Source organism: Fulvimarina endophytica (genome assembly GCF_003403015.1).
GTDB classification, from domain to species: Bacteria; Pseudomonadota; Alphaproteobacteria; order Rhizobiales; family Rhizobiaceae; genus Fulvimarina; species Fulvimarina endophytica.
In genome coordinates this window covers 283,210-309,131 of record NZ_QURL01000001.1, presented here as the reverse complement: position 1 = coordinate 309,131, position 25,922 = coordinate 283,210, and the positions used below count along the sequence as shown (strand labels likewise).

Sequence of the window (25,922 nt, the reverse complement as noted above, 5' to 3'; positions counted from 1 at the left end):
GGAGGTTCTCGTGGAGAGAGCGCCGCCCGGTCATCAGAAGGGATCGCCTCAGTTTCATGACGAATCGCTCGATCCTGGCGACGGCAAGTCTTGCCGTCGCCGCCTTGTCCATCGCAAGCCTGATGATCGGAGCCGGCGATCTTTCGCCGGTCTCGCTCGCAACGGGTGGGTTAACCGCAGAGGACCTCCGCCTTCTCTTCGTCAGCCGCTTCCCGCGCACCTTCGCCACACTCCTTGCGGGAGCCGGCCTCGCCGTTGCCGGCCTCATCATGCAGATGCTGAGCTCGAACCGCTTTGTCGAACCCTCGACGATCGGCGTCAGCGAGTCCGCCGCCCTCGGAATGCTGACCGTCACGCTTCTGGCCCCCGGTCTTCCGATCTTCGCGAAGATGCTCGTCGCAGCCCTGTTCGGCCTCGCGGGCGCCGCCCTCTTCATGGCGATCATCCATCGGTTGCGACTGAGGTCCGGCCTTCTCGTGCCACTGATCGGCCTCATCCTGTCCGGCATCATCGGCGCCTTCGTCAACTTCCTCGCCTATCGCTTCGATCTGATGCAGTCCCTTGGCTCCTGGCTGACGGGCGACTTCTCGATGGTGCTCGCCGGACGCTACGAACTTCTCTGGCTCGCCCTCGGGCTCACCGCACTCGCGATCCTCGCCGCCGACCGCTTCACGCTTGCAGGCCTCGGGCGCGACGTGGCGGTGGGGCTCGGCGTGCCCTATGGCGTCACCGTCGCGATCGGCCTCGTCATCGTGTCCCTCGTCTCCGCGGTCACCATCGTCTCGGTCGGCGTCATTCCATTCGTCGGCCTTGTCGTCCCGAACATCGTCTCCATGCTGGCCGGCGACAACGGCAGGCAGACCATCCCCTATGTGTTGCTGGGCGGTGCCGCCCTCGTGCTTGCCTGCGACATTCTCGGACGCGTCATCCGCATGCCCTACGAGATCCCCGTGGGGACGACCATGGGCGTTCTCGGCGCCGTCGTCTTCCTGACGCTCCTCTTCCGCCGCAGGCCCGCCCATGGATGACGCCCTCCGGCTCGATGAGCGGCGTGCAGCGGCACGGCCCATCGCCCCGCCGTCCAAACCGCGCCGCAGTGCGATCCGAGAAAACGGCGTAATCCTCGCAGGTCTCGGCGCGCTGGCTCTCGTCTCCTGCGTCCTCTTCATGACGATCGATGCGCGCGGCGCCTGGGGCTTCGTCCTCCCGTTCCGGGGCGCCAAGCTTGCCGCGATGCTTCTCGTCGGCCATGCGATCGCGGTCTCGACCATCCTGTTTCAGACGATCTCCGCCAACCGCATTCTCACACCCTCGATCATGGGGTTCGACGCCTTCTACGGCCTGATTCAGACGGTTCTCGTCTTCTTCGCTGGCGCGGCATTCGCCGCGGCACTCGACCCGAAGCTTCTTTTCACCGTGGAGACGATCACCCTCATCGGCTTTGCGAGCCTTCTCTACGGAACGCTCCTGTCGACCGGTGCTCGGGACATCCATCGCCTTCTCCTTTCCGGCGTGATCCTTGGCGTTCTCTTTCGCAGCGTCTCCGGCCTCATGCAGCGACTGATCGATCCGACTGAGTTCGTCGTCGTTCAGGACCGGTTGTTCGCGAGCTTCAATTCCGTCGACACCACCCTTCTCGGGATCTCGGCGATCGTCATCGCCGTCGTGACGCTCGCCGTCATCCGGATGCTTCCCGTCCTCGACGTTCTCGCCCTCGGTCGCGAGCCGGCGATCTCTCTCGGCATCGAGCATCGGCGCATGGTGCTGATCGTCCTCGGGATCGTCGCCTCCTTCGTCGCGGTCTCCACGGCCCTCGTCGGCCCCGTCGCCTTCTTCGGACTGCTCGTGGCGAGCCTCGCCCGGGTTCTCGTCGGCTCGCGCGAACATGCCGCGACGATCCTCGCGGCAAGCCTCCTCGCCGCGATCGCCCTCGTTGCCGGCCAGACGATCCTCGAACGGGTCCTCGGCTTCGACGCCGTCCTCGGCATGGTCGTCGAGTTCATTGGCGGCATCGTCTTCCTCGTCCTCCTTCTGAAGCGCGGAACCGCATGATCGAAACCAACGCTCTTTCCAAACGATATGGCGACACGGTCGTGGTCGACGGCGTGACCCTTTCGCTACCGGCCGCCGAGGTCACGGCGATCATCGGCCCGAACGGGGCGGGCAAGTCGACATTCCTCTCGATGATCGCGCGTCTTCTGTCGATCGATACCGGAACCGCCCATGTCTGCGGAATGGACGTCGCCAAGGCACCGAGCGATGCGCTGGCCCTCAAGCTCGCGGTTCTGCGCCAGGACAATCAGATCGTCGCGCGCCTGACCGTGCGCGATCTCGTCGGCTTCGGCCGCTTTCCCCATTCGCGCGGGCGGCTGACGGGAGAAGATCGCGCGATGGTGGAAGAGGCGATCGGCTTCCTCGGGCTTCAGGATTTCGCCGAGCGCTATCTCGACGAGCTCTCGGGCGGCCAGCGCCAGCGCGCCTTCGTCGCCATGGTGCTTGCTCAGGACACCCAGACCATCCTTCTCGACGAGCCGCTGAACAATCTCGACATCCGCCATGCGGTCGCGATGATGCGCCTCGTTCGCCGCGCCGCCGACGAACTCGGCAAGACGATCGTCGTCGTCCTCCACGACATCAACTTCGCCGCCGCCTATGCCGACCGCATCGTCGCGATGAAAAATGGACGCGTCGCCGTCGAAGGTCGCGTCGAGGACGTCGTGACGGAGACGATCATCGGAGAGATCTTCGGGATCGAAGCGAGCATCCGGCAGGTCGACGATCAGATCGTCTGCCTGTTCCGGCGCTGACGCCACGGGCATCCCAGCCCGCAGCCTCCGCAAGACGAGCCGTTTCGACGGCAAAGATCTGAGAATTCGGTGGCGAGCAGTCAGATGGAAATCCTGCCACTCGTTTCGGCCTCGTCGCAGACGGCTCGTCCCTCAAGCGAACAGCGCGTGACAGGCTCGTGAACTCTCGCAGGCGACGGCACTCGACCTCTCAACGCCGACGTCATCGGGAGTGCAGCAAGACGCCGTTCCCCAGGTTGACCGGCTGCTTCGTCAAGCGCTAAAGCCTGCCTCATGACCATTCGGTCGCAATTCGGTGACACCGGCTGTTTTCACGCCGCGCATCAACCGGAAGAGCGAACCAAATCAAGGCACGGATGGGTGTCCGAGTGGTTTAAGGAACCGGTCTTGAAAACCGGCGTGCGGGAGACCGTACCGTGGGTTCGAATCCCACCCCATCCGCCACTATTGCCTCTGTCGCAGTCTGCGACTGATCGAGATGTGCGCTGGCAAGCGGACGGTTCGAATAGCAGGTCCGCTTCACCGGCCGTTCATCGTTATACAGTCCCGCTATCGACGTTGCCGCCTGCACGACGGTTCCACTCATCGCTTCGCTGACAGATCGGAGATCGGCAAGATCGCCGGGTTGAGATTCGACGTGCTTTTTATATCGTCGTTCGGAGAGTGACCCCGGTCACCACTCCTCATCACAGCCGGACGCGAAATAATATCGTCAGGTCGACGAGTACGGCGCACCCGAAGCCGGGCTGGCGGACCGCACGTGTCATCGACGCAGATGTCTGGAACGCCCTTATGCCGGAGCGCCGCCTTTCCGACGGACACGAAAAAGGGGCCGCTCGGGCCCCTTTCCTCATCTGCTATCGAACGCGAACGGCCGTGATCAGGCTGCTTCGTTCTCTGCCTTCTCCTCGGCTTCGAGGCGGGCGCGGTCGGGGGCGCCACGGGCTTCGGGATCGCGGTCGACCAGTTCGATCACGGCCATCGGCGCGTTGTCGCCGTAGCGGAAGCCGGCCTTCAGAACGCGGGTATAGCCGCCCTGGCGCTCGGCATAGCGGCTGGACAGGGCGTCGAACAGCTTGGCGACCGCCGATTCGTCGCGAAGCTTGGCGAAGGCCTGCCGGCGTGCATGCAGGTCGCCGCGCTTGCCGAGCGTGATGAGCTTCTCGACGATCGGACGCAGTTCCTTGGCCTTCGGCAGGGTGGTGACGATCTGCTCGTGGGTGATGAGCGCCGTCGCCATGTTCTTGAACATCGCCTTGCGATGGCTGGCGGTCCGATTGAGTTTGCGGCCGTGATTGCCGTGACGCATGGTTTGGGTTTCCTTGAATCAAGAGTCAGCTCGAGACCCATGTCTCGGCTGAAGGTCGGGATCTTTGCGTCCACGCCGCGAGCGACGTGTCGCCGTTCCTTTGAATCATTCTCTCTGCATGACACCGGCGGAGACCGCCGGCGCCCTTCTCGCTCGAGGTCCGAAGACCTCCGCACCGAGTATGATGCTCAGTACTGATCTTCGTAGCGCTTGGCCAGATCGTCGATGTTCTCGGGCGGCCAGGCCTGCACTTCCATTCCGAGATGGAGGCCCATGGACGCCAGAACTTCCTTGATCTCGTTCAGCGACTTGCGGCCGAAATTCGGCGTGCGAAGCATCTCCGCCTCGGTCTTCTGGATGAGATCGCCGATATAGACGATGTTGTCGTTCTTCAGGCAATTCGCCGAGCGGACCGAGAGCTCGAGCTCGTCGACCTTCTTGAGAAGCGCCGGGTTGAAGGAGAGCTCCTGCATCGGCTCTTCGGCCGTCGCACCACCGGAGACACCGACGCCGATCGCCATGCCGCGCTGGTCGCGCTGCGGCTCCTCGAAGTTGACGAACACCGAAAGCTGGTCCTGAATGATGCGCGCCGCATAGGCGACGGCATCCTCACCGGAGATCGAACCATCGGTCTCGATCTGCATGGTGAGCTTGTCCTTGTTGAGATCCTGCCCCTCGCGGGTGTTCTCGACCTTGTAGGACACTTTCTTCACCGGCGAGAACAGCGCGTCGATCGGGATCAGTCCGATCGGGGCGTCTTCGGCCCGGTTCTGGTCGGCCGGGATGTAGCCCTTGCCGGTGTTGACCGTGAATTCCATGCGGATCTCGGCGCCCTCGTCGAGGGTGCAGATCTCGTGATCCGGGTTCAGGATCTCGATGTCGCCGACGGTCTGAATGTCGCCGGCGCGAACGACGCCCGGTCCCTGCTTGCGAACCACCATCCGCTTCGGGCCTTCGCCCTGCATGCCGATGTTGATTTCCTTGATGTTGAGGACGATGTCCGTCACATCCTCGCGAACACCCGGGATCGAGGAGAATTCGTGGAGAACGCCATCGATCTGGACGGCGGTGACCGCGGCGCCCTGAAGCGACGACAGGAGGACTCGGCGCAGGGCGTTGCCCAGCGTCAGCCCGAAGCCGCGCTCCAGCGGTTCGGCGGTCAGCGAGGCCTTGGTGCGCCCGCTGCCCTTGAACACGACCTGGTTCGGCTTGGAGAGGTCTTGCCAGTTGCTAGCAATCATGTGGATGCCTTTCAGTTTCCTCGCCACCATCCATTCGTGGCGATGGGTTCTGACACGTCGAAGCGCCGCGACCCGGTGGGGCTACGGCGCGACGACGAAACAGCGGGACCCGCACCATTCGCGCGGGCCGAACAGGCTATTAGACGCGGCGCTTCTTGCGCGGCCGAACACCGTTGTGCGGGATCGGGGTCACGTCGCGGATCGAGGTGATCGTGAAGCCGGCAGCCTGGAGGGCGCGAAGGGCGGACTCACGTCCGGAACCGGGTCCGCAGACCTCGACTTCCAGCGTGCGCATGCCGTGCTCCTGCGCCTTTTTGGCGCAATCTTCGGCTGCGATCTGCGCGGCGAACGGGGTCGACTTGCGCGAACCCTTGAAACCCTGTGCGCCGGCGGAGGACCAGGAAATCGTGTTTCCCTGAGCATCCGTGATCGTGATCAGCGTGTTGTTGAAGGTCGAATTGACGTGGGCGACGCCTGCGGAAATGTTCTTCCGCTCGCGGCGGCGAACGCGTTGTTCTTTGGCCATTTTCTAACTTTCTAGGATCTCAGCACCGCCGTGATACCAGCGGCTCCACCAGATACGGGTGATGGGCGAGGCTAAGCGCCCTGCCCCACGGCCCCGATCGAGACACCGGGCCTTGCGCCCGGCGCCGTTACTTCTTCTTGCCGGCGATCGCCTTGGCCGGACCCTTGCGGGTGCGGGCATTGGTGTGCGTGCGCTGACCGCGGACCGGCAGCGAGCGGCGATGACGCAGGCCGCGATAGCAGCCGAGGTCCATCAGGCGCTTGATGTTCATCGAGGTTTCACGACGAAGGTCACCCTCGACCTGGAAGTCGCGATCGATGATCTCGCGGATCTGGAGAACTTCGGCATCCGTCAGGTCGTTGACGCGGCGATCCTCGGTGAGGTTCGCGCGCTGCATGATCTGCTTGGCGAGGGCCGGGCCGATGCCATGGATGTACTGAAGCGCGATGACCGCGCGTTTGCTCGTCGGGATATTGACGCCAGCGATACGTGCCACGTCCTTACTCCTAAAATTCTGGGTTTGCGGCCGGTCCATCGAACATGATGGCTACGACCAAAAGCGACCGATGCGGCTCGACCCGATTGAGCAGAGCCTCCATCGATCGCAACGGATTCGCGGATGGCCCACGCTATAGAAAACACCGCTTGACAAGTCAAGCGAAGACGAAACCGTGCCACCCGCAGTGCCTCGTCTCGCAGGTCTTTTCAGCCCTTGATGGCTGCCTCGATCGACCGGGTCACCGTGTCGATCTCCTTCATGCCGTCGACGCGCGCGAGGCTCCCCTTGGCATGGTAATATCCGATCAGCGGAGATGTGTCCTTGTAATAGGCACGCAGCCGCTTGCGGACCGTCTGCTCGTTGTCGTCCTCCCGGCGAACGAACTCCGTCGACCCGCAGACGTCACAGACGCCCTCCTTCTGGGGCGGCATGTCCGTCTCGTGGTAGAGCGCACCGCAGCTTTTGCAGGTGAAGCGACCCGTGATGCGATGAACGAGCGCGTCGTCGTCGACCTGCATCTCGACGACCCGGTCAAGGTTCAGTCCCTTCCCCTCGAGGATCTCCGCGAGGGCATCAGCCTGCTTCAGCGTCCGCGGAAAACCATCGAGAATGAAGCCGTTCGCGCAATCGGGCTCCTCGATCCGATCGGAGACGATCTGGTTCACCACTTCGTCCGGAACGAGCTCGCCGGCATCCATGATGGATTTCGCCCGCTTGCCGACATCCGTCTGGTTCGCAACGGCCGACCGGAGCATGTCCCCGGTCGAGAGCTGCGGCACACCATGCTGTTCGACGAGACGCTTGGCCTGGGTTCCCTTGCCCGCACCCGGCGGCCCTAACAGTATCAGTCTCATCGGCCTCGTTTTCCCCCTCTGAGTTTGGACTTCTTGATCAGGCCCTCATACTGATGGGCCAGAAGGTGTCCTTGAACCTGCGCGACCGTGTCCATCGTGACACTGACGACGATCAGCAGCGACGTACCGCCGAGATAGAACGGAACACCGGCCGCCGATATGAGAAATTCGGGCAATAGACAGACGAGGACGAGATAGATCGCGCCGACCACCGTGATACGGGTCAGGACGTAATCGATATGGTCCGCCGTCCGCTCGCCCGGACGGATGCCCGGAATGAAACCGCCATGCTTCTTCAGGTTGTCGGCCGTGTCCTTCGGGCTGAACACGACGGCCGTGTAAAAGAAGGCAAAGAAGGCGATCAGCCCCGCATAGAAGATCATGTAGAGCGGCTGGCCGTGACCGAGGGATGCGACGATCGACGTCGCCCAGTCAGGCAGTTCGTCGGTCTGCGCGAAATTGGCGATCGTCACCGGCAGCAGCAGAAGCGAGGACGCAAAGATCGGCGGAATGACACCGGCGGTATTGAGCTTCAGCGGCAGGTGGGAGGTATCTCCCTGGAACATGCGATTGCCGACCTGGCGCTTCGGGTACTGGATCAGCAGGCGGCGCTGGGCGCGCTCGAAGAACACGATCATCGCGACCGTACCGATCGCCAGCGCGATGACGATGATGATCACGGCCGTCGAGAGCGAGCCGGTGCGGCCGAGTTCGAGCAGGTTCGCGAGTGCCGAAGGCAGGTGTGCCACGATACCGGCGAAGATGATGAGCGAGATGCCGTTGCCGATGCCGCGCGAGGTGATCTGCTCACCGAGCCACATCAGGAACATCGTGCCGCCGACGAGCGTGATCACGGCCGAGACCGTAAAGAACCAGCCCGGATCGACGACGATTCCAGTCTGGGTCTGGAGGCCCGCGGCGATCCCGTAGGCCTGCACCATGGCAAGGAGAACCGTGCCGTAGCGGGTATACTGATTGATGACCTTCCGGCCTTGCTCGCCTTCCTTCTTCAGGGCTTCGAGCGACGGGACGACGGACGTCATCAGCTGAATAATGATCGAGGCCGAGATATAGGGCATGATCCCGAGCGCAAAGATCGCCATGCGCCCGACGGCACCGCCGGAGAACATGTTGAAGAGGCCGAGGATACCGCTCGACTGCTGCTGGAACGCCTGCGACAGCGCGTCAGGATCGATGCCGGGCATCGGGATATATGTCCCGAGCCGGTAGACGATCAGTGCGCCGAGGGTGAACCAGATACGCTTCTTGAGATCCTCGGCCTTCGAAAAGGCGGAGAAATTCAGATTGGCGGCAAGTTGTTCCGCTGCCGATGCCATATGGGCGTTCTCCAAGAATTCCTGCCCGGAACCGTACGGATACGGGCGCGCTCGCGCCGTCGCGAGTCAGATGCCGCGCCAGGTTCGTCGACACATAAGCCGGTGACGAATGGGACGCAAGCAAGGCTGCCTGGACGCGACCTACGATCAAAAAAGCCCGTCCCGACCGAGGGACCGGACGGAACGGGCTGGAAAGGCTCAGACCGATCGGGCGGACCGGAAACGGCCCGCCGAAAATCGACGATATCAGGCGGTCTTGATCGACCCGCCTGCCTTTTCGATCTTCTCCACGGCCGACTTCGAGGCGCCGGCGACGTTGAGCGTGACCTTCGACGTCACTTCGCCGTCACCCAGCACGCGAACGCCGTCCTTGGCGCGGCGTACGATGCCGGCGGCGATCAGCGCCGCAACGTCGATCTCGCTGGAAGCATCGAGACGCCCAGCATCGATCGCCTGCTGCAGGCGGCCGACCGAAATCGTGGTGAAGTTCTTCGCGAAGATATTCGTGAAGCCGCGCTTCGGAAGACGACGATAAAGCGGCATCTGTCCGCCCTCGTAGCCGTTGATCGCGACACCCGAACGGGACTTCTGACCCTTGACGCCGCGACCGCCGGTCTTGCCGGAGCCGGACCCGATGCCACGACCGACACGCTTGCGGGCGTGGGTCGCGCCTTCGTTGTCGGACAGTTCGTTGAGTTTCATAGTATCTCTCCAGCGGTCCCCGGCGCGTCCGCAAATCGAGCGACGCAGGGCCTGGACACCGCGCTGAAATGAGCGGGGCGGACGAGGAAACCCCGTCCGCCAGCGAAATCAAGCCTTCTCGACCACCTGAACCAGGTGGGCGACCTTGGCGATCATGCCGCGAACCGCAGGCGTGTCCTCGAGCGTCCGCTGCCGATGCAGCTTGTTGAGCCCGAGACCCACGAGGGTCTGCCGCTGATCCTTGGCGCGACGGATGGGGCTACCCGTCTGAACGACCGTCACAGTCTTGTCAGCCATCGAAGTGTTCTCCTCTGATCGGATAACCGCTTACGCCTCAAGCGGCGTCAGCGGCTTCCTCCGACGCTTCAGCCTGGTTGTGATGGCCGGTGGCAGCCTGGCGGCGCGCCTGCAGCTCGGAATATTTAATTCCGCGCTTGGCAGCGACGTCCTTGGGGTGCGTGGCGGCCTTCAGGCCCTCGAAGGTCGCGCGGACCATGTTGTAGGGGTTCGACGAACCGAGCGACTTCGCAACGACGTCGTGCATGCCGACCGCTTCGAAGACGGCGCGCATCGGACCACCGGCGATGATGCCGGTTCCGGCCTCGGCCGTCCGCATCAGAACCTTGCCGGCGCCGTGACGGCCGTGCACGTCGTGATGCAGCGTGCGGCCGTCGCGCAGCGGAACGAAGATGAGATCGCGCTTGGCGGCTTCCGTCGCCTTGCGGATGGCTTCGGGAACTTCCCGAGCCTTGCCGTGGCCAAAGCCGACGCGGCCCTTGAGGTCGCCGACGACGACGAGAGCGGCGAAGCCGAACCGGCGTCCACCCTTCACCACCTTGGCGACGCGATTGATGTGAACGAGCTTGTCGACGAAACCATCATCCTGTTCGTCTCTGCGATCGTTGCGAGGCGCCATATCCTAGTCCTTGTTTTTTTCCGGAGGCGTCATTGCGAAAAGAACGGGCGCCGATCGGGCCGCCCGTTCCGTCAGTCTTGCAGTTTCCCGATACACGAAGGTACCGGTTAACGGAAGATCAGAAGTTGAGGCCGCCTTCGCGGGCGCCCTCTGCGACCGCCTTGACGCGGCCGTGATAGATGAAGGAGCCGCGGTCGAAGACGACGTCGGAGACGCCGGCTTCCTTCGCCCGCTCGGCGACCAGCTTGCCAACGGCGGCAGCGGCCTCCACATCGGCACCGGTCTTCAGATCACCCTTGAGCTTGGCATCGAGCGAAGAGGCCGAAGCCAGCGTCCGTCCGACGCTGTCGTCGATGATCTGCGCATAGATGTGCTTGGAAGAGCGATGAACCGAGAGACGCGGACGACCGTTCGCGACCTTCTTGACGGCGCGACGGATGCGCTCGGCCCGGCGACGCATTGTATCTTTCGTGCTAGCCATGACCTTACTTCTTCTTGCCTTCCTTGCGGACGATCTTCTCGCCGGCATACTTCACGCCCTTGCCCTTGTAGGGCTCCGGCGGTCTGTATTCGCGGATCTCGGAAGCGACCTGTCCGACGCGCTGCTTGTCGATGCCGGTGACGATGATCTCGGTCGGCTTCGGAACGGTGATGTCGATACCGGACGGCGTCTGGTAGACGACTTCATGCGAGAAACCGAGCGAGAGCTGCAGGTTGTTGCCCTGCTTCGCCGCGCGGTAACCGACGCCCGAGATCTCGAGCTTCTTCTCGAAGCCCGCGACGACACCGGTCATGATGTTCTGGATCATCGTGCGGCTCATGCCCCACTTCGACCGTGCTTCCTTGGACTGATCGCGCGGATCCACCTTGATCGCGCCATCTTCCATCTTGACGAGAACCTCGTCGTTCACGACGAACGACAGTTCGCCCTTCGGTCCCTTCGCCTTGACCGTCTGCCCCTCGACCGAGGCAGTCACGCCATTGGGCACAGCGACCGGCTTCTTACCAATACGAGACATATTCGAAACCCTGTCCGTTTGCTCTGTGACGTCTCTAGCCGGTGATCCTTAGAGGACCTGGCAGAGAACCTCACCGCCCACGTTCTGCTCGCGCGCGGCATGATCGGCCATCACGCCCTTGGGCGTCGAGAGCACGGTGACACCGAGGCCGTTCGCAACCTGCGGAATGGTCTTGGCCGAAACGTAGACGCGACGGCCAGGCTTGGAGACGCGGGCGATCTCGCGGATGACCGGCGCGCCCTCGTAATACTTTAGTTCGATATCGAACTCGGTCTTGCCGGTGCCGTGCTCGGTCACCGTGTAGCCGCGGATGTAACCCTCTTCCTTGAGGACATCCAGAACGCGGCCACGCAGCTTGGAAGCCGGCGTGGAAACGCTCGTCTTGTTGCGCATGAGCGCATTGCGGATGCGGGTCAGCATATCGCCAAGCGGATCGGACAACTGCATGAGAGGCTCTCCTTACCAGCTTGACTTGACGAGGCCGGGGATCTGGCCGTTGTTGCCGAGTTCACGAAGCGCGATACGGCTCATCTTGAGCTTGCGGTAGTAGGCCCGCGGACGGCCGGAGACCTCGCAACGGTTGCGGATGCGAACCTTCGACGAGTTGCGCGGCAGGTCGGCGAGTTCCAGCTGTGCCTTGAACCGCTCTTCCATCGGCGCATCGGCGTTCTTCGTGATCGCCTTCAGAGCAGCGCGCTTGGCCGCGTACTTCGCGACCATTTCCTGGCGATGCTTGTTCTGCTCGATCATGCCTTTTTTGGCCATGATATGATCCTTTCTCGAATGCCGTTACTGGCGGAAGGGGAAGTTGAACGCGGTCAGAAGAGCGCGTGCTTCCTCGTCGGTGGTCGCCGTCGTGCAAACGATGATGTCCATTCCCCACATCTGATCGACCTTGTCGTAGTTGATCTCGGGGAAAACGATGTGTTCCTTGATGCCCATGGCGAAGTTGCCATTGCCATCGAAGCTTTTCGGGTTGAGACCGCGGAAGTCACGAACGCGCGGCAGAGCGATCTGCACGAGACGATCGATGAATTCGTACATGCGGTCCTTGCGGAGCGTGACCTTCGTGCCGATCGGCATGCCTTCACGCACCTTGAAGCCGGCGATCGACTTCGTGGCCCGGGTGATAACAGGTTTCTGGCCCGCGATCAAAGCGAGCGATTCCGCAGCGTTCGAAGGCTTCTTGGAGTCACCGGTCGCTTCGCCGACGCCCATATTGATCACGACCTTCTCGATCCGGGGAACCTGCATGGGGTTCTTGTAGGAAAACTGCTCCTGCAGCTTGCCACGGATCTCGTCGCGGTAGACGCCCTTCAGGCGCGGCTCATAGGAGGACGCGGCTTCAGCCATTGATCTCTTCTCCCGAACGCTTGGCGAAGCGGACCTTCTTGCCATCGTCCTTGACCTTGATCCCGACGCGAGTCGCCTTGCCGTCCTTCGGATCGGCGAGAGCGAGGTTCGACAGATGGATCGGCGCTTCCTTGTTGATGATGCCGGCTTCGGTGTTCTGCGTCTGGCGCTGGTGACGCTTCACCATGTTCACGCCGCGCACGAGCGCCTTTTCATCCTTCGGCATCATCTGCACGATTTCGCCCGACCGGCCCTTGTCCTTGCCGGCGAGCACGACGACGGTGTCGCCCTTACGGAGTCTGTTCATCGTCCGCTCCCCTTAAAGAACTTCAGGTGCCAAGGACACGATACGCATATGGTTCTTGGCGCGCAGTTCGCGAGGAACCGGGCCAAAGATGCGCGTGCCGATGGGCTCTTTGTTGTTGTTGATCAGGACGGCGGCGTTCGTGTCGAAACGAATCACCGTTCCGTCGGCGCGACGGATGTCCTTGGCCGTGCGTACCACGACCGCCTTTGCCACATCGCCCTTCTTGACGCGTCCACGCGGAATGGCTTCCTTGATGGAGACGACGATGATGTCGCCCACGGAAGCATACTTGCGCTTGGAACCGCCCAGAACTTTGATGCACATAACGCGGCGGGCGCCCGAATTATCGGCCACGTCCAAGTTTGTTTGCATCTGAATCATGTCAGCTCGCCTTATAAGCTACTGCCGGGAACGCCGTGATCGGCGCCACTCCCGGAACATTACTCAACCCGCGACAGCGGTATCCTCGGTGACCACGATCCAGTTCTTGTCGCGCGAGAGCGGACGAGTTTCCTGGATCGAAACGCGGTCGCCGACCTTGAACTGGTTGTTCTCGTCGTGCGCCTTGTAGCGCTTGGTCCGACGCACGGTCTTCTTGAAGAGAGCGTGGGTGAAGCGGCGCTCCACCAGGACGACGATCGTCTTGTCGTTCTTATCGGAAACGACGGTTCCCTGTAGAATTCGTTTCGGCATAGTGGTCCTCAGGCCTGAGCCCCAGCCGCCTTCTGGGCGGAGATGGTCTTGATCCGCGCGATGTCGCGACGGATCTGACGCACGCGGGCGGTGTTTTCGAGCTGACCCGTGGCACGCTGGAAACGCAGGTTGAACTGCTCTTTCTTCAGCTTTACGAGCTCGTCGGTGAGTTCGTCCTGGGTCATCGATCTGACGTCGGAAGCTTTCACGTCAAACTCTCCTTACTCGGCGATACGCTGGATGAAGCGCGTGCGGACGGGAAGCTTCGCAGCTCCCAGGCGCAGCGCCTCACGGGCAATGAGCTCGTCGACGCCGTCGATTTCGAACATGATACGGCCGGGATGAACCCGGGCCGCCCAGTAATCGACGGAACCTTTGCCCTTACCCATACGGACTTCGGTCGGCTTGGACGTCACGGGCAGATCCGGGAAGATCCGGATCCACACGCGGCCCTGGCGCTTCATGTGACGGGTGATCGCGCGGCGGGCCGCCTCGATCTGGCGTGCGGTGACACGCTCCGGATCCACCGCCTTGAGGCCGAACGCACCGAAATTCAGTGCGGTCCCGCCCTTGGCGTTTCCATGGATGCGGCCCTTGAACGCCTTCCGGTATTTCGTGCGCTTTGGCTGCAGCATCTTCTAATCTCCGAATGCTAGTCGCTTAGGCGTGTTCGCGACGACGGTTGCCACCGCCCTGCGATTCGCCTTCGACCTGACGACGCTCAGACGCCATCGGATCGTGCTCGAGGATCTCGCCCTTGAAGATCCAGACCTTGACGCCGCAGATGCCGTAGGCCGTCTCGGCCTCGGCGGTTCCATAGTCGACGTCGGCGCGAAGGGTATGCAGGGGAACGCGTCCCTCGCGGTACCATTCGGTCCGGGCGATCTCGGCGCCGCCGAGACGACCGCCGCAATTGATGCGGATGCCTTCAGCGCCAAGACGCATGGCCGACTGAACGGCCCGCTTCATGGCGCGGCGGAACGCAACGCGGCGCTCCAGCTGCTGGGCGATCGACTGAGCGACCAGCGTGGCATCGGTCTCGGGCTTGCGCACCTCGACGATGTTGATGTGCGTCTCGGCGTTCGTCATCGAGGACAGCTTCTTGCGAAGCTTCTCGATGTCGGCGCCCTTCTTGCCGATCACGATACCCGGGCGGGCCGAGTGGATCGAGATGCGGCACTTCTTGTGCGGACGCTCGATGACGATCTTCGAGACCGCAGCCTGCTTGAGCTCTTCAAGCAGGAACTTGCGGATCTTCAGATCCTCATGCAGCAGCGACCCATATTCACGGCCAGCCGCGAACCAGCGGCTGTCCCAGGTACGGTTGATCCCGAGCCGGAAGCCGGTCGGGTTGATTTTCTGACCCATTACGCGGCCTCCTCGAGTTCTTCAACCTCACGGACGACGATCGTCAGATGGGAGAACGGCTTTTCAACCCGGCTGGCGCGACCGCGGCCACGGGCATGAAAGCGCTTCATCGTGATCGATTTGCCGACATAGGCCTCGGCGACGATCAGCGAATCGACATCGAGGTCGTGGTTGTTTTCGGCGTTCGCGATCGCACTTTCAAGGGTCTTCTTGACCGTATCGGAAATGCGCTTGCGCGAGAATTCGAGATCCGCGAGGGCCCGGTTCACCTTCTTGCCGCGGATCAGCGCCGCGACGAGGTTGAGCTTCTGGGGACTGACGCGGATCGAGCGGGCAACGGCTCTCGCCTCGTTGTCCTTGAGCTGACGCTCAGCTTTCGCCTTGCCCATGATTTACTTCCTCTTCGCCTTCTTGTCGGCGCCGTGGCCGTAATAGGTCCGCGTCGGGGAGAACTCGCCGAACTTGTGGCCGACCATGTCCTCGTTCACCGAAACCGGGATGTGCTTGTTACCGTTGTAGACGCCGAACGTAAGTCCGACGAACTGCGGCAGAATCGTGGAGCGACGGCTCCAGATCTTGATGACGTCGTTGCGGCCGCTCTCGCGAGATTTCTCGGCCTTCTTCAGGAGGTAGCCGTCGACGAACGGGCCTTTCCAGACGGAACGTGTCATATGTAAATTCCCTTACTTCTTCCGCTGGTGGCGCGAACGCATGATGAACTTGTCGGTCGCCTTGTTCGAACGCGTCCGCTTGCCCTTCGTCGGCTTGCCCCAGGGCGAAACCGGGTGACGACCACCGGAGGTCCGGCCTTCACCACCACCATGCGGGTGATCAACCGGATTCATGACGACGCCGCGAACATGCGGGCGCTTGCCAAGCCAGCGCTTGCGACCGGCCTTGCCGAGGCTGATATTGGAGTGGTCCGGATTGGAGACCGCACCGACCGTCGCAAAGCAGGACGAGGGAACGAGGCGCTGCTCGCCCGAATTGAGGCGAAGGATCGCCATGGACGGGTCACGACCGACGAGCTGGGCATAGGCGCCAGCCGAACGGGCGATCTGACCGCCCTTCTCCGGCTTCATCTCGACATTGTGGACGATCGTGCCGACCGGCATCGCCGAGAGCGGCATCGCATTGCCCGGCTTCACGTCGATGCCCGACTTGCCCGAAACGACCTGATCGCCAGCCGCCAGACGCTGCGGCGCCAGGATGTAGGAAACCTCGCCGTCCTCATAGCGGATGAGCGCGATGAAGGCCGTGCGGTTCGGATCGTATTCGAGGCGCTCGACCGTTGCGGTCATGTCGAGCTTGCGGCGCTTGAAATCGATCTTGCGGTAGGTCCGCTTGTGACCGCCGCCCTGATAGCGGGCGGTGATCCGACCGGTGTTGTTGCGGCCGCCCTTGGAGGTCAGGCCTTCGGTCAGATGCTTGACCGGCTTGCCCTTCCAAAGACCAGAGCGATCCACGATGACCAGCTGGCGCTGGCCCGGCGTGTTCGGTTTGAAATTCTTCAGTGCCATAATGTGCTTCCTCCGGTCTTACCGTCTCAAAGACCGGTCGAGACGTCGATGGACTGACCTTCGGCCAGGGTCACGACGGCTTTCTTCTGATCGCTCTGTCGTCCGACGCGGCCCTTGAAGCGCTTCACTTTGCCCTTGCGGATCATCGTGTTCACGGCTTCGACCTTCACCTCGAACAGAGCCTCGACGGCCGCCTTGATCTGCGGCTTGGTCGCGGTCTTCGGGACGTTGAAGACGACCTGGTTGTTTTCCGACAGGAGCGTCGACTTCTCGGTGATCACCGGCGAGGTGATGACGTCGTAGTGGCGGACATCGCTCATTTGAAACGCTCCTCGAGAGCTTCGACGGCGGACTTCGAAAGAACGAGCGTCTGGCGACGAAGGATGTCGTAAACATTGATGCCCTGGACCGGCAGGACGTCGATCTTCGCGATGTTGCGCGATGCGCGGGCGAAGTTCTGATCGAGTTCCTTGCCGCCGATGACGAGCGCGTTCTCGATGCCGAGATCGATGAAGCTCTTCACCATGCCCTGGGTCTTGCCATCGGCCGACTTGAGGTCGTCGACGACGATGATCGTCCCGGACTTGGCCTTGGCCGAAAGCGCATGCTTGAGCGCGAGCGCCCGGACCTTCTTCGGAAGGTCGATCGCATGGCTGCGCGGCGTCGGGCCGTGCGCGATACCACCGCCACGGAACTGCGGAGCCTTGGCGGTCGAGTGACGCGCGCGGCCCGTGCCCTTCTGGCGGTACATCTTGGCGCCGGTGCGGGCGACGTCGGAGCGGCCGAGCGTCGAATGCGTGCCCTGCTGACGCTTGGCCAGCTGGTAGCGCACCATCCGGTGAAGGATGTCCTCGCGGGGCTCGAGGCCGAAGATCGCCTCGTTCAGCGTGACGGTGCCGTTATCGGCGCCGTCGAGGGTCTTGATAGTGACGTCCATTATTCGGCTCCCTCGGCATTCGCCGCGGACTCTTCGGCGGCGGCGCCGTTGCCGGCAGTCGCACGCAGGGCGGCGGGCTTCGGCGCGTTCTCAGGCAAGGATGCCTTAACGGCATCGCGGATTTCGATCCAGCCGCCCTTCGAGCCCGGAACCGCGCCACGAACGAGGATCAGGCCCTTGTCGGCGTCGGTGCGCACGATCTGGAGGTTCTGCGTCGTGACACGGACCTGGCCCATGTGGCCGGCCATGCGCTTGCCCTTGAACACCTTGCCCGGATCCTGGTTCTGACCGGTGGAGCCGTGGGCACGGTGCGAAACGGACACGCCGTGGGTGGCGCGCATGCCACCGAAGTTGTGACGCTTCATGGCGCCGGCGAAGCCCTTACCGATTGACGTGCCGGTCACGTCGACCATCTGGCCCTCGACGAAATGATCGGCAGTGATTTCGGCACCGACATCGATCATGTTGTCTTCGGACACGCGGAACTCGACGAGCTTCCGCTTGGGCTCGACCTGAGCCTGCGCGAACACGCCGCGCATGGCCTTCGAGGTGTTCTTCACCTTGGCGAGGCCAGCCCCGACCTGAACGGCGGTATAGCCGTTCTTGTCCTGGGTCCGCTGACCGACGACCTGCAGGTTCTCGACCTTGAGGACGGTGACCGGGACGTGCTCACCTGCATCGTTATAGATGCGGGTCATCCCGACCTTCTGAGCGATCACTCCTGAACGCATGGGTCTCATTCCTTCCCCGCTCGAATCAGAGCTTGATCTCGACATCGACGCCGGCGGCGAGGTCGAGCTTCATCAGCGCATCAACCGTCTGCGGCGTCGGGTCGACGATGTCGAGCAAACGCTTGTGGGTGCGCATTTCGAACTGCTCGCGCGACTTCTTGTCGATGTGCGGCGAGCGGTTCACGGTGAATTTTTCGATCCGCGTCGGCAGCGGGATCGGCCCGCGCACGTTCGCGCCGGTCCGCTTGGCGGTCGAGACGATCTCGCGCGTGGAAGCGTCGAGAACCCGGTGATCGAACGCCTTGAGGCGGATACGGATGTTCTGGCCGTTCATGTCATTCGTCCTCTGTCGGAGCCTTCCGGGTCACCGGCGCTTTCCGATCGTTTTGTCTTCTTGTCAGCCATTCGAATGGCGGTGGCCACACCGCCTGCCTTCCCGCAGGAAAGCCAAGAAAAAACGCGCCCCGCTATGGCCGGGGCGCGCCCAACATTTCGAAGATTACTCGACGATCGCGGCGACGATGCCGGCGCCGACGGTGCGGCCGCCTTCGCGGATCGCGAAGCGCAGCTTCTCTTCCATCGCGATCGGAACGATCAGCGTCACGTCCATCGCAACGTTGTCGCCCGGCATCACCATCTCGGTGCCTTCGGGAAGCGTGCACACGCCCGTCACGTCCGTCGTGCGGAAGTAGAACTGCGGACGGTAGTTCGTGAAGAACGGCGTGTGACGGCCACCCTCATCCTTGGTCAGGATGTAGGCTTCGGCCTTGAACTTCGTGTGCGGCTTCACCGTACCCGGCTTGCACAGCACCTGGCCGCGCTCCACGCCCTCACGATCGACACCGCGGATCAGCGCGCCGATATTGTCGCCGGCCTGGCCCTGGTCGAGCAGCTTGCGGAACATCTCGACGCCCGTGACCGTGGTCTTGCGGGTGTCCTTGATGCCGACGATCTCGACTTCCTCACCGACCTTCACGACACCGCGCTCGACGCGGCCCGTCACGACCGTGCCGCGACCCGAAATCGAGAACACGTCCTCGATCGGCATCAGGAACGGCTGGTCGATCGGACGCGCCGGCGTCGGGATGTAGGCGTCGACTTCCTTCATCAGCTCGCGAACCGCGTTCTCGCCGATCTCCTTGTTGGAGTCCTCGAGAGCGGCCAGAGCCGAGCCCTTGACGATCGGAATGTCGTCGCCCGGGAACTCGTAGGACGACAGAAGCTCGCGAACTTCGAGCTCGACCAGCTCGAGGAGCTCCTCGTCGTCGACCTGGTCGACCTTGTTGAGGAACACGACGATCGCCGGCACGCCGACCTGGCGGGCGAGAAGAATGTGCTCGCGGGTCTGCGGCATCGGGCCGTCGGCCGCCGAGCAGACCAGGATCGCGCCGTCCATCTGCGCCGCACCCGTGATCATGTTCTTCACGTAGTCGGCATGGCCCGGGCAATCGACGTGGGCGTAGTGGCGCGCTTCCGTCTCGTACTCGACGTGAGCCGTCGAGATCGTGATGCCGCGTGCCTTCTCTTCCGGCGCCGCATCGATCTGGTCATAGGCGCGGAATTCGCCGAAGAACTTCGTGATCGCCGCCGTCAGGGACGTCTTGCCGTGGTCGACGTGACCGATCGTGCCGATGTTCACATGCGGCTTGTTGCGCTCGAATTTACTCTTGGCCATTCTGGCACTCCATTCACTTAATGACTTGGCTCGTCACGAGCCGGATTGTTCGGTGCGAGAGATCAGGCGTACTTCTTCTGGATCTCGTCGGCGACCTGGTTCGGAACCTGCTCGTAGTGATCGAACAGCATCGTGTACTGAGCGCGACCCTGGGACATGGACCGGAGCGTGTTCACGTAACCGAACATGTTCGCGAGCGGGACGAAGGCGTTGACGACCTGGACGATGCCGCGGTTCTCGGTGCCCTGGATCTGGCCACGCCGCGAGTTCAGATCGCCGATGACGTCGCCCATGTAGTCTTCCGGGGTGACGACTTCGACCTTCATGATCGGCTCGAGAAGACGGGGACCCGCCTTCTGGATGGCCTCGCGGAATGCCGCACGGGCCGCGATCTCGAAGGCGAGAACCGAGGAGTCGACGTCGTGGAAGGCGCCGTCCGTCAGCTCAGCCTTGATGTCGACCATCGGAAAGCCGGCGATCGGGCCTGCGCCCATGACCGACATGATGCCCTTCTCGACGCCCGGGATGTACTCCTTGGGCACCGCACCGCCAACGATCTTCGACTCGAAGGCGAAACCTTCGCCGAGCTCCGCCGGAGCGAAGGACAGCTTGACGCGAGCGAACTGGCCCGTGCCACCCGTCTGCTTCTTATGGGTGTAGTCGACATCGGCCGGACGCGAGATCGTCTCGCGATAGGCCACCTGCGGCGCACCGATATTCGCCTCGACCTTGAACTCGCGCTTCATGCGATCGACGAGAATGTCGAGGTGAAGCTCGCCCATGCCGGCGATGATCGTCTGACCCGACTCTTCGTCGGTCTTGACACGGAAGGACGGATCCTCGGCGGCCAGACGGTTGAGCGCGAGGCCCATCTTTTCCTGGTCGGCCTTGGTCTTCGGCTCGATCGCGATCTCGATGACCGGATCGGGGAATTCCATGCGCTCCAGGATGACCGGCTTCAGCGGATCGCAGAGCGTATCGCCCGTGGTCGTGTCCTTGAGACCGGCCAGAGCCACGATGTCGCCGGCATAGGCCTCTTCGATGTCCGAACGAGAGTTGGAATGCATCTGCAGCATGCGGCCGACGCGTTCCTTCTTCTCCTTGACGGTGTTCTGAAGGGACGTGCCCTTGGTGAGGACGCCCGAGTAGATGCGCGCGAAGGTGAGCGAGCCGACGAACGGATCGTTCATGATCTTGAAGGCGAGCATGGAGAGCGGCTCGTCGTCGGACGACTTGCGGATCATCTCCTCTTCCGTCTTCGGATCGATACCGCGGATCGCCTTGACCTCGATCGGCGACGGCAGGAAGTCGACGACGGCGTCGAGAAGGGGCTGCACGCCCTTGTTCTTGAAGGCCGAGCCGCAGAGAACCGGCGTGAACCAGACATCGCAGGTGCCCTTGCGGATCAGCTTGCGGATCTCTTCGTTCGACGGCATCTCGCCTTCGAGATACCGCTCCGTCGCGCCTTCGTCGATCTCGACGGCAGCTTCGATCATGGCTTCGCGGTATTCTTCGGCCTGGGCCTGCATGTCCTCAGGGATGTCGAGAACGTCCCACTGGGCGCCGAGGGTCTCGTCGCGCCAGACATAGGCCTTCATCTCGATCAGGTCGACGACGCCTTTGAGCTCGTTCTCCGCACCGATCGGGAGCTGGATGACGATCGGACGCGCGCCGAGGCGCGACTTGATCATCTCGACGCAGCGATAGAAGTCGGCGCCGATCTTGTCCATCTTGTTGACGAAGATCATCCGCGGAACTTCGTACTTGTCGGCCTGGCGCCAGACGGTCTCGGTCTGCGGCTCGACACCGGCATTGGCGTCGAGAAGCGCGATCGCACCGTCGAGCACGCGAAGCGAACGCTCGACTTCGATCGTGAAGTCGACGTGGCCGGGGGTGTCGATGATGTTGAAGCGACGCTTCTTGCCGTCGCGACCTTCCCAGAAGGTGGTCGTCGCAGCCGACGTGATCGTGATGCCGCGCTCCTGCTCCTGCTCCATCCAGTCCATCGTGGCGGCGCCGTCATGGACTTCGCCGATCTTGTGGGACTTGCCGGTGTAGAAAAGGATACGCTCGGTCGTGGTCGTCTTGCCGGCATCGATGTGGGCCATGATGCCGAAGTTACGATAGTCTTCGATTTTATACTCGCGTGCCATGTGGCTCGTCTCTCTAATTCGAAGCTAGAATTACCAGCGGTAATGCGAGAACGCGCGGTTCGCATCGGCCATGCGATGCGTGTCTTCGCGCTTCTTCACGGCGGTACCGCGATTGTTAGCGGCATCCATCAGCTCACCCGACAGACGATCGACCATGGTCGTCTCGTTGCGCTTGCGGGCGGCCGTGATGAGCCAGCGAATGGCAAGCGCCTGACGGCGCTCCGGACGGACGTCGACGGGAACCTGGTAGGTCGCACCACCGACGCGGCGCGAACGAACTTCCACATGCGGCGCGATGTTCTCGAGCGCCTGATGGAAGATCGCGACCGGCTCCTGGCGGGTCTTTTCCTGAACGGTATCGAAGGCGCCGTAGACGATGCGCTCGGCGACCGACTTCTTGCCGTCATACATGACGGCGTTCATGAACTTGGAGACGACGAGATCGCCGAACTTCGGGTCCGGGTTGATCTCTCGTTTTTCAGCAGCGTGGCGGCGTGACATTCGGCAGCTCTTCGTCTTCTTCTATTGCGCGGATTATTTCGGACGCTTCGCGCCGTACTTCGACCGGCGCTGCTTGCGGTTCTTGACGCCCTGCGTGTCCAGAACACCGCGGATGATGTGATAGCGGACGCCCGGCAAATCCTTCACGCGGCCACCACGGATCATGACGACCGAGTGCTCCTGAAGGTTATGCCCCTCGCCCGGGATGTAGCCGATGACTTCGTAGCCATTGACGAGACGGACCTTGGCGACCTTACGAAGCGCCGAGTTCGGCTTCTTCGGGGTCGTGGTGTAAACGCGGGTGCACACGCCGCGCTTCTGCGGATTGGCTTCGAGCGCCGGCACCGTGTTACGCTCGGCAGGCCGCACGCGCGGCTTACGGATCAGCTGGTTGATGGTCGGCATTCCAACCTTCCCCTTAATTCTCTTATCGTTCCGCTTGCCGGAACGAACCAAACCTGAAGCGGCATGACGATGTTCGCCATCGTCATGCGCGAAACCGAGCAGCCGGTCTTCCGAATAGGTCGGAAAGGCGCTCGGTTTGAAACCAGAGGATCACCTCGAACCGTGAGACGATCATGAGCCGGAGATTTTAAGTCCCGTGAACAATGAACCTTGTTTGAGGCACCCTTGGCTTCCGGACGGGTCGTCTACGGAAAGATTCGGCCTCACATCGGCTTTGTTGGCGGGTACTTAACGATTCAGCGCCTCTGCGTCAACCCATTGCGAGCACCTGAAAGCCGGCCCGTTCGGTCCGAAGGGTTACCGCCGAGATAGGGCCGAGCCCCGGTTCGACGGGCGTTCCGGTCCCGCCATCGGTCCCCTGTCCCAAAGACGCAGTCGGGCCGCTTCCCGTCAGGGAAAGCGGCCCGTAATCTTCGGCAATGCCGTATGCCGTCCGTTCACCAGGAACGGACAACGATCATTATCCGACCGCGGCGACGATCTTCTTGGCCGCGTCGTCGAGATCGTCCGCGGCCGTGATGTCGAGGCCAGACTGGTCGAGAATCGCCTTGCCCTTCTCGACGTTCGTGCCTTCCAGGCGGACGACGAGCGGAACCTTCAGACCGACATCCTTCACGGCCGTCACCACACCCTCGGCGATGACGTCGCAGCGCATGATGCCGCCAAAGATGTTGACGAGGATGCCTTTGACGTTCGGATCGGCCGTGATGATCTTGAAGGCCGCAGTGACCTTCTCGGTGGTGGCGCCGCCGCCCACGTCCAGGAAGTTCGCGGGCTCCTTGCCGTAGAGCTTGATGATGTCCATCGTCGCCATGGCAAGGCCGGCGCCGTTCACCATGCAGCCGATCGTCCCGTCGAGTGCCACATAGGCGAGATCGTATTTGGACGCCTCGATCTCCTTGGCATCCTCTTCGGTCTCGTCGCGCAGCGCCTTGATGTCGTCGTGACGGAAAAGCGCATTGCCGTCGAACGAGACCTTGGCGTCGAGAACCCGGAGCCGCCCGTTCTCCATGACGATCAGCGGATTGATCTCCAGAAGGCTCATGTCCTTGTCCATGAACGCCTTGTAGAGAATCGGGAACAGGGACATGCCGTCCGAACGCGCCTCGCCCTCGAGCTTCAGCGCATCGCAGAGAGCCTTCGCGTCGGCTTCCGTCACACCCTGAACCGGATCGATCGGCACGTTGACGATCTTGTCCGGCGTCTCCTCGGCCACGGTCTCGATGTCCATGCCGCCCTCGGTCGAGACGACGAAGGCCACCTTGCCCACCGCGCGGTCGACCAGCAGGGAGAGATAGAGTTCGCGGTCGATATCCGCGCCGTCCTCGATATAGAGGCGGTTCACCTGCTTGCCTGCATCGCCGGTCTGCTTGGTGACGAGCGTGTTGCCGAGCATTTCCTTGGCGTGGGCGACCGCCTCTTCGACGGACTTGGCCAGGCGCACGCCGCCCTTGGCGTCCGGACCGAGTTCCTTAAACTTGCCCTTGCCGCGTCCGCCGGCATGGATCTGGCTCTTGACCACGTAGAGCGGGCCGGGAAGCTGCCTGGCCGCACCCTCGGCTTCCTCGACGGAGGTGATCGCGACGCCTTCTGCCACGGGTGCGCCGAAGCCCTTGAGGACCTGCTTGGCCTGATATTCGTGAATGTTCATGGGGTGCCCTTTGCCTGAAACGAGAGGCTCATAAAAAACCGGGCGCCGCTTGCGCGCGCCCGGTCGGAATTTTCGTGGTTCAGCCGAGGCTCGGCTGGATCTTGCGGCAGGCGTCCATCAGGCCCTTCACGCTGTCGACCGACTTGTCGAACTGGCTCTTCTCGTCGCCGTCGAGATCGATTTCGATCACGCGCTCCACACCGCCTTCGCCGATGACGCAGGGCACGCCCACATACATGTCGTCGAGCCCGTATTCGCCCTTGAGCGCCGCGGCGCAGGGAAGAACGCGCTTCTTGTCCTTCAGATAGGATTCGGCCATCTGGATCGCCGAGGCAGCCGGCGCGTAATAGGCCGAACCGGTCTTCAGGAGGCCGACGATCTCGGCGCCGCCGTCACGGGTGCGCTGGATGATCTCTCCGAGACGCTCCTCGGTGCACCAGCCCATCTTGACGAGATCGGTCAGCGGAATTCCCGCGACCGTCGAATAGCGGGCGAGCGGAACCATCGTATCGCCGTGGCCGCCGAGCACGAAGGCTGTGACGTCCTCGACCGAGACCTTGAACTCGGAGGCGAGGAAATGGCGGAAACGGGCCGAGTCGAGCACGCCGGCCATCCCGACGACCTTGTTGGTCGGCAGACCCGAGAACTTCTGCAGAGCCCAGACCATCGCGTCCAGCGGGTTGGTGATGCAGATGACGAACGCGTTCGGCGCATATTTCGCGATGCCGGCTCCGACCTGCTCCATGACCTTCAGGTTGATGCCGAGAAGATCGTCGCGGCTCATGCCCGGCTTGCGAGCGACACCGGCGGTCACGATGCAGACATCGGCACCTTCGATCGCGGCATAATCGTTGGCGCCGGAAAACGCGCCGTCGAAGCCGTCGACGGGAGCCGACTCGGCGATGTCCAGCGCCTTGCCCTGGGGCGTTCCCTCGGCGATGTCGAACAGGACGACGTCACCGAGATCCTTGATGCCTGCGAGATGGGCGAGCGTTCCGCCAATCATGCCGGAACCGATCAATGCGATTTTATTGCGGGCCACCTGGTATTCCTCTCGATCTCGAGACGCGACCGTCCGGTCGTTGCGCCTCTCTTCTGGAAAAGCGATCCCGCCCGTCCGCCACCGATCCGTTGGCGTGGCCGGGTCCCGTCTGAACGATCGGGGACAGCGCGATGGTGCAGTGCGGCCTGACGCACGGCTCGACGCCCAAACCCGCCGATCGTAAGGCGGTTTTCGCGGTTCTGGTGTTCGGATAGCCCGGTGTCGAAACGGGCGCAACAGGCCCCGGAAGGCCCAATTCCGATTTAAACGGTTAGAATTCCGGCGGTGGACAAGTTTCTTGCCGCGATGCGGAAAA

At 62.6% G+C, this 25,922-nt stretch carries 36 protein-coding genes and 1 tRNA gene; 4 read left to right on the top strand and 33 right to left on the bottom strand.

From position 1 onward, the window contains the following. Nucleotides 1-56 precede the first annotated feature (56 nt). The 4 genes from DYI37_RS01285 (at nt 57) to DYI37_RS01270 (ending at nt 3,251) form a co-directional block, all read left to right on the top strand. Nucleotides 57-1,028, top strand: a complete 972-nt coding sequence (locus tag DYI37_RS01285) for an ABC transporter permease (protein ID WP_116681381.1) — start codon at nt 57-59, stop codon at nt 1,026-1,028. Next, nucleotides 1,021-2,052, top strand: coding sequence for an iron chelate uptake ABC transporter family permease subunit (locus tag DYI37_RS01280; RefSeq protein WP_116681380.1), 1,032 nt, complete (start codon nt 1,021-1,023; stop codon nt 2,050-2,052). The genes DYI37_RS01285 and DYI37_RS01280 overlap by 8 nt, the downstream gene beginning before the upstream one ends. Next, nucleotides 2,049-2,807 (top strand): iron ABC transporter ATP-binding protein, encoded by a 759-nt coding sequence (locus DYI37_RS01275; RefSeq protein ID WP_116681379.1) that lies wholly within the window; start codon nt 2,049-2,051, stop codon nt 2,805-2,807. Before DYI37_RS01280 ends, DYI37_RS01275 begins: the two co-directional genes overlap by 4 nt. A gap of 354 nt (nt 2,808-3,161) precedes the next feature. After that, a tRNA-Ser gene (locus DYI37_RS01270) sits at nt 3,162-3,251 on the top strand. A 436-nt stretch (nt 3,252-3,687) separates the two neighbouring features. On the opposite strand, the gene rplQ is transcribed toward DYI37_RS01270, so the two are convergent. The 33 genes from rplQ to mdh form a co-directional block, all read right to left on the bottom strand. Next, on the bottom strand, nt 3,688-4,116 hold the full coding sequence (rplQ, locus tag DYI37_RS01265; protein ID WP_116681378.1) for a 50S ribosomal protein L17: 429 nt from the start codon (nt 4,114-4,116) through the stop codon (nt 3,688-3,690). A gap of 188 nt (nt 4,117-4,304) precedes the next feature. Then, nucleotides 4,305-5,357, bottom strand: a complete 1,053-nt coding sequence (locus tag DYI37_RS01260; protein WP_116681377.1) for a DNA-directed RNA polymerase subunit alpha — start codon at nt 5,355-5,357, stop codon at nt 4,305-4,307. A gap of 139 nt (nt 5,358-5,496) precedes the next feature. Further along, nucleotides 5,497-5,883 carry a 30S ribosomal protein S11 gene (gene rpsK / locus DYI37_RS01255; RefSeq protein WP_116681376.1) on the bottom strand — a complete coding sequence of 129 codons (387 nt, stop codon included), beginning with the start codon at nt 5,881-5,883 and terminating at the stop codon, nt 5,497-5,499. Between the two features lie 127 nt (nt 5,884-6,010). Continuing rightward, the gene (gene rpsM / locus DYI37_RS01250; RefSeq protein WP_116681375.1) at nt 6,011-6,379 is read right to left on the bottom strand and encodes a 30S ribosomal protein S13; all 369 of its coding nucleotides are present in this window, start codon (nt 6,377-6,379) and stop codon (nt 6,011-6,013) included. A gap of 209 nt (nt 6,380-6,588) precedes the next feature. Beyond that, complete coding sequence (locus tag DYI37_RS01245) at nt 6,589-7,236, bottom strand: adenylate kinase (RefSeq protein ID WP_116681374.1); 648 nt, start codon at nt 7,234-7,236, stop codon at nt 6,589-6,591. Next, complete coding sequence (gene secY / locus DYI37_RS01240) at nt 7,233-8,573, bottom strand: preprotein translocase subunit SecY (RefSeq protein ID WP_116681373.1); 1,341 nt, start codon at nt 8,571-8,573, stop codon at nt 7,233-7,235. The genes DYI37_RS01245 and secY overlap by 4 nt, the downstream gene beginning before the upstream one ends. Nucleotides 8,574-8,819: 246 nt before the next feature. After that, nucleotides 8,820-9,275 carry a 50S ribosomal protein L15 gene (gene rplO, locus DYI37_RS01235; RefSeq protein ID WP_116681372.1) on the bottom strand — a complete coding sequence of 152 codons (456 nt, stop codon included), beginning with the start codon at nt 9,273-9,275 and terminating at the stop codon, nt 8,820-8,822. 108 nt (nt 9,276-9,383) lie between these two features. After that, on the bottom strand, nt 9,384-9,572 hold the full coding sequence (gene rpmD, locus DYI37_RS01230; protein ID WP_116681371.1) for a 50S ribosomal protein L30: 189 nt from the start codon (nt 9,570-9,572) through the stop codon (nt 9,384-9,386). A gap of 37 nt (nt 9,573-9,609) precedes the next feature. Then, nucleotides 9,610-10,191, bottom strand: coding sequence for a 30S ribosomal protein S5 (gene rpsE, locus DYI37_RS01225; RefSeq protein ID WP_116681370.1), 582 nt, complete (start codon nt 10,189-10,191; stop codon nt 9,610-9,612). 118 nt (nt 10,192-10,309) lie between these two features. Further along, complete coding sequence (gene rplR, locus DYI37_RS01220; protein WP_116681369.1) at nt 10,310-10,672, bottom strand: 50S ribosomal protein L18; 363 nt, start codon at nt 10,670-10,672, stop codon at nt 10,310-10,312. 4 nt (nt 10,673-10,676) lie between these two features. Beyond that, nucleotides 10,677-11,210: a 50S ribosomal protein L6 gene (rplF, locus tag DYI37_RS01215; protein WP_116681368.1), complete on the bottom strand. Its 534-nt coding sequence runs from the start codon at nt 11,208-11,210 to the stop codon at nt 10,677-10,679. A 48-nt stretch (nt 11,211-11,258) separates the two neighbouring features. Further along, nucleotides 11,259-11,657: a 30S ribosomal protein S8 gene (rpsH, locus tag DYI37_RS01210; RefSeq protein WP_116681367.1), complete on the bottom strand. Its 399-nt coding sequence runs from the start codon at nt 11,655-11,657 to the stop codon at nt 11,259-11,261. Nucleotides 11,658-11,669: 12 nt separating this feature from the next. Then, nucleotides 11,670-11,975: a 30S ribosomal protein S14 gene (gene rpsN, locus DYI37_RS01205; RefSeq protein WP_116681366.1), complete on the bottom strand. Its 306-nt coding sequence runs from the start codon at nt 11,973-11,975 to the stop codon at nt 11,670-11,672. A gap of 24 nt (nt 11,976-11,999) precedes the next feature. Then, nucleotides 12,000-12,563: a 50S ribosomal protein L5 gene (rplE, locus tag DYI37_RS01200; RefSeq protein ID WP_199520051.1), complete on the bottom strand. Its 564-nt coding sequence runs from the start codon at nt 12,561-12,563 to the stop codon at nt 12,000-12,002. Beyond that, complete coding sequence (rplX, locus tag DYI37_RS01195; protein WP_116681364.1) at nt 12,556-12,870, bottom strand: 50S ribosomal protein L24; 315 nt, start codon at nt 12,868-12,870, stop codon at nt 12,556-12,558. Before rplX ends, rplE begins: the two co-directional genes overlap by 8 nt. Nucleotides 12,871-12,882: 12 nt before the next feature. Then, nucleotides 12,883-13,251, bottom strand: coding sequence for a 50S ribosomal protein L14 (gene rplN, locus DYI37_RS01190; RefSeq protein WP_116681363.1), 369 nt, complete (start codon nt 13,249-13,251; stop codon nt 12,883-12,885). Between the two features lie 63 nt (nt 13,252-13,314). After that, on the bottom strand, nt 13,315-13,563 hold the full coding sequence (gene rpsQ, locus DYI37_RS01185) for a 30S ribosomal protein S17 (protein ID WP_116681362.1): 249 nt from the start codon (nt 13,561-13,563) through the stop codon (nt 13,315-13,317). Between the two features lie 8 nt (nt 13,564-13,571). Then, nucleotides 13,572-13,772: a 50S ribosomal protein L29 gene (gene rpmC / locus DYI37_RS01180; protein ID WP_116681361.1), complete on the bottom strand. Its 201-nt coding sequence runs from the start codon at nt 13,770-13,772 to the stop codon at nt 13,572-13,574. Nucleotides 13,773-13,784: 12 nt separating this feature from the next. Then, a complete protein-coding gene (gene rplP / locus DYI37_RS01175) occupies nt 13,785-14,198 on the bottom strand; it encodes a 50S ribosomal protein L16 (protein WP_116681360.1) in 414 nt (137 codons plus the stop codon). Nucleotides 14,199-14,223: 25 nt separating this feature from the next. Further along, nucleotides 14,224-14,931 carry a 30S ribosomal protein S3 gene (gene rpsC, locus DYI37_RS01170; protein WP_116681359.1) on the bottom strand — a complete coding sequence of 236 codons (708 nt, stop codon included), beginning with the start codon at nt 14,929-14,931 and terminating at the stop codon, nt 14,224-14,226. Then, nucleotides 14,931-15,320: a 50S ribosomal protein L22 gene (rplV, locus tag DYI37_RS01165; protein WP_116681358.1), complete on the bottom strand. Its 390-nt coding sequence runs from the start codon at nt 15,318-15,320 to the stop codon at nt 14,931-14,933. The genes rpsC and rplV overlap by 1 nt, the downstream gene beginning before the upstream one ends. Nucleotides 15,321-15,323: 3 nt before the next feature. Continuing rightward, on the bottom strand, nt 15,324-15,602 hold the full coding sequence (gene rpsS, locus DYI37_RS01160; protein WP_116681357.1) for a 30S ribosomal protein S19: 279 nt from the start codon (nt 15,600-15,602) through the stop codon (nt 15,324-15,326). 12 nt (nt 15,603-15,614) lie between these two features. After that, entirely contained in the window at nt 15,615-16,451 is an 837-nt protein-coding gene (rplB, locus tag DYI37_RS01155) for a 50S ribosomal protein L2 (protein ID WP_116681356.1), read from the bottom strand. A gap of 26 nt (nt 16,452-16,477) precedes the next feature. Next, complete coding sequence (locus tag DYI37_RS01150) at nt 16,478-16,771, bottom strand: 50S ribosomal protein L23 (protein ID WP_116681355.1); 294 nt, start codon at nt 16,769-16,771, stop codon at nt 16,478-16,480. Continuing rightward, on the bottom strand, nt 16,768-17,388 hold the full coding sequence (gene rplD / locus DYI37_RS01145) for a 50S ribosomal protein L4 (protein WP_116681354.1): 621 nt from the start codon (nt 17,386-17,388) through the stop codon (nt 16,768-16,770). The genes DYI37_RS01150 and rplD overlap by 4 nt, the downstream gene beginning before the upstream one ends. Next, a complete protein-coding gene (rplC, locus tag DYI37_RS01140) occupies nt 17,388-18,119 on the bottom strand; it encodes a 50S ribosomal protein L3 (protein WP_116681353.1) in 732 nt (243 codons plus the stop codon). The genes rplD and rplC overlap by 1 nt, the downstream gene beginning before the upstream one ends. Before the next feature lie 25 nt (nt 18,120-18,144). Then, the gene (rpsJ, locus tag DYI37_RS01135) at nt 18,145-18,453 is read right to left on the bottom strand and encodes a 30S ribosomal protein S10 (RefSeq protein WP_007066362.1); all 309 of its coding nucleotides are present in this window, start codon (nt 18,451-18,453) and stop codon (nt 18,145-18,147) included. A 165-nt stretch (nt 18,454-18,618) separates the two neighbouring features. Next, a complete protein-coding gene (gene tuf / locus DYI37_RS01130; protein WP_116681352.1) occupies nt 18,619-19,794 on the bottom strand; it encodes an elongation factor Tu in 1,176 nt (391 codons plus the stop codon). Nucleotides 19,795-19,856: 62 nt separating this feature from the next. Beyond that, nucleotides 19,857-21,947 carry an elongation factor G gene (gene fusA, locus DYI37_RS01125; protein WP_116681351.1) on the bottom strand — a complete coding sequence of 697 codons (2,091 nt, stop codon included), beginning with the start codon at nt 21,945-21,947 and terminating at the stop codon, nt 19,857-19,859. Nucleotides 21,948-21,977: 30 nt separating this feature from the next. Beyond that, complete coding sequence (rpsG, locus tag DYI37_RS01120) at nt 21,978-22,448, bottom strand: 30S ribosomal protein S7 (RefSeq protein ID WP_116681350.1); 471 nt, start codon at nt 22,446-22,448, stop codon at nt 21,978-21,980. A gap of 33 nt (nt 22,449-22,481) precedes the next feature. Continuing rightward, complete coding sequence (gene rpsL, locus DYI37_RS01115; protein ID WP_116681349.1) at nt 22,482-22,853, bottom strand: 30S ribosomal protein S12; 372 nt, start codon at nt 22,851-22,853, stop codon at nt 22,482-22,484. 520 nt (nt 22,854-23,373) lie between these two features. Beyond that, entirely contained in the window at nt 23,374-24,564 is a 1,191-nt protein-coding gene (sucC, locus tag DYI37_RS01110) for an ADP-forming succinate--CoA ligase subunit beta (protein ID WP_116681348.1), read from the bottom strand. A 79-nt stretch (nt 24,565-24,643) separates the two neighbouring features. Then, the gene (gene mdh, locus DYI37_RS01105; protein WP_116681347.1) at nt 24,644-25,606 is read right to left on the bottom strand and encodes a malate dehydrogenase; all 963 of its coding nucleotides are present in this window, start codon (nt 25,604-25,606) and stop codon (nt 24,644-24,646) included. Nucleotides 25,607-25,922: the final 316 nt, after the last annotated feature.

What these genes read in the sequence shown, in the direction of transcription:
- DYI37_RS01285 (WP_116681381.1), top strand. Translation starts at nt 57, where the DNA reads ATGACGAATCGCTCGATCCTGGCGACGGCAAGTCTTGCCGTCGCCGCC.
- DYI37_RS01280 (WP_116681380.1), top strand. Translation starts at nt 1,021, where the DNA reads ATGGATGACGCCCTCCGGCTCGATGAGCGGCGTGCAGCGGCACGGCCC.
- DYI37_RS01275 (WP_116681379.1), top strand. Translation starts at nt 2,049, where the DNA reads ATGATCGAAACCAACGCTCTTTCCAAACGATATGGCGACACGGTCGTG.
- rplQ (WP_116681378.1), bottom strand. Translation starts at nt 4,116, where the DNA reads ATGCGTCACGGCAATCACGGCCGCAAACTCAATCGGACCGCCAGCCAT.
- DYI37_RS01260 (WP_116681377.1), bottom strand. Translation starts at nt 5,357, where the DNA reads ATGATTGCTAGCAACTGGCAAGACCTCTCCAAGCCGAACCAGGTCGTG.
- rpsK (WP_116681376.1), bottom strand. Translation starts at nt 5,883, where the DNA reads ATGGCCAAAGAACAACGCGTTCGCCGCCGCGAGCGGAAGAACATTTCC.
- DYI37_RS01245 (WP_116681374.1), bottom strand. Translation starts at nt 7,236, where the DNA reads ATGAGACTGATACTGTTAGGGCCGCCGGGTGCGGGCAAGGGAACCCAG.
- secY (WP_116681373.1), bottom strand. Translation starts at nt 8,573, where the DNA reads ATGGCATCGGCAGCGGAACAACTTGCCGCCAATCTGAATTTCTCCGCC.
- rplO (WP_116681372.1), bottom strand. Translation starts at nt 9,275, where the DNA reads ATGAAACTCAACGAACTGTCCGACAACGAAGGCGCGACCCACGCCCGC.
- rpmD (WP_116681371.1), bottom strand. Translation starts at nt 9,572, where the DNA reads ATGGCTGACAAGACTGTGACGGTCGTTCAGACGGGTAGCCCCATCCGT.
- rpsE (WP_116681370.1), bottom strand. Translation starts at nt 10,191, where the DNA reads ATGGCGCCTCGCAACGATCGCAGAGACGAACAGGATGATGGTTTCGTC.
- rplR (WP_116681369.1), bottom strand. Translation starts at nt 10,672, where the DNA reads ATGGCTAGCACGAAAGATACAATGCGTCGCCGGGCCGAGCGCATCCGT.
- rplF (WP_116681368.1), bottom strand. Translation starts at nt 11,210, where the DNA reads ATGTCTCGTATTGGTAAGAAGCCGGTCGCTGTGCCCAATGGCGTGACT.
- rpsH (WP_116681367.1), bottom strand. Translation starts at nt 11,657, where the DNA reads ATGCAGTTGTCCGATCCGCTTGGCGATATGCTGACCCGCATCCGCAAT.
- rpsN (WP_116681366.1), bottom strand. Translation starts at nt 11,975, where the DNA reads ATGGCCAAAAAAGGCATGATCGAGCAGAACAAGCATCGCCAGGAAATG.
- rplE (WP_199520051.1), bottom strand. Translation starts at nt 12,563, where the DNA reads ATGGCTGAAGCCGCGTCCTCCTATGAGCCGCGCCTGAAGGGCGTCTAC.
- rplX (WP_116681364.1), bottom strand. Translation starts at nt 12,870, where the DNA reads ATGAACAGACTCCGTAAGGGCGACACCGTCGTCGTGCTCGCCGGCAAG.
- rplN (WP_116681363.1), bottom strand. Translation starts at nt 13,251, where the DNA reads ATGATTCAGATGCAAACAAACTTGGACGTGGCCGATAATTCGGGCGCC.
- rpsQ (WP_116681362.1), bottom strand. Translation starts at nt 13,563, where the DNA reads ATGCCGAAACGAATTCTACAGGGAACCGTCGTTTCCGATAAGAACGAC.
- rplP (WP_116681360.1), bottom strand. Translation starts at nt 14,198, where the DNA reads ATGCTGCAGCCAAAGCGCACGAAATACCGGAAGGCGTTCAAGGGCCGC.
- rpsC (WP_116681359.1), bottom strand. Translation starts at nt 14,931, where the DNA reads ATGGGTCAGAAAATCAACCCGACCGGCTTCCGGCTCGGGATCAACCGT.
- rplV (WP_116681358.1), bottom strand. Translation starts at nt 15,320, where the DNA reads ATGGGCAAGGCGAAAGCTGAGCGTCAGCTCAAGGACAACGAGGCGAGA.
- rpsS (WP_116681357.1), bottom strand. Translation starts at nt 15,602, where the DNA reads ATGACACGTTCCGTCTGGAAAGGCCCGTTCGTCGACGGCTACCTCCTG.
- rplB (WP_116681356.1), bottom strand. Translation starts at nt 16,451, where the DNA reads ATGGCACTGAAGAATTTCAAACCGAACACGCCGGGCCAGCGCCAGCTG.
- DYI37_RS01150 (WP_116681355.1), bottom strand. Translation starts at nt 16,771, where the DNA reads ATGAGCGATGTCCGCCACTACGACGTCATCACCTCGCCGGTGATCACC.
- rplD (WP_116681354.1), bottom strand. Translation starts at nt 17,388, where the DNA reads ATGGACGTCACTATCAAGACCCTCGACGGCGCCGATAACGGCACCGTC.
- rplC (WP_116681353.1), bottom strand. Translation starts at nt 18,119, where the DNA reads ATGCGTTCAGGAGTGATCGCTCAGAAGGTCGGGATGACCCGCATCTAT.
- rpsJ (WP_007066362.1), bottom strand. Translation starts at nt 18,453, where the DNA reads ATGAACGGCCAGAACATCCGTATCCGCCTCAAGGCGTTCGATCACCGG.
- tuf (WP_116681352.1), bottom strand. Translation starts at nt 19,794, where the DNA reads ATGGCCAAGAGTAAATTCGAGCGCAACAAGCCGCATGTGAACATCGGC.
- fusA (WP_116681351.1), bottom strand. Translation starts at nt 21,947, where the DNA reads ATGGCACGCGAGTATAAAATCGAAGACTATCGTAACTTCGGCATCATG.
- rpsG (WP_116681350.1), bottom strand. Translation starts at nt 22,448, where the DNA reads ATGTCACGCCGCCACGCTGCTGAAAAACGAGAGATCAACCCGGACCCG.
- rpsL (WP_116681349.1), bottom strand. Translation starts at nt 22,853, where the DNA reads ATGCCGACCATCAACCAGCTGATCCGTAAGCCGCGCGTGCGGCCTGCC.
- sucC (WP_116681348.1), bottom strand. Translation starts at nt 24,564, where the DNA reads ATGAACATTCACGAATATCAGGCCAAGCAGGTCCTCAAGGGCTTCGGC.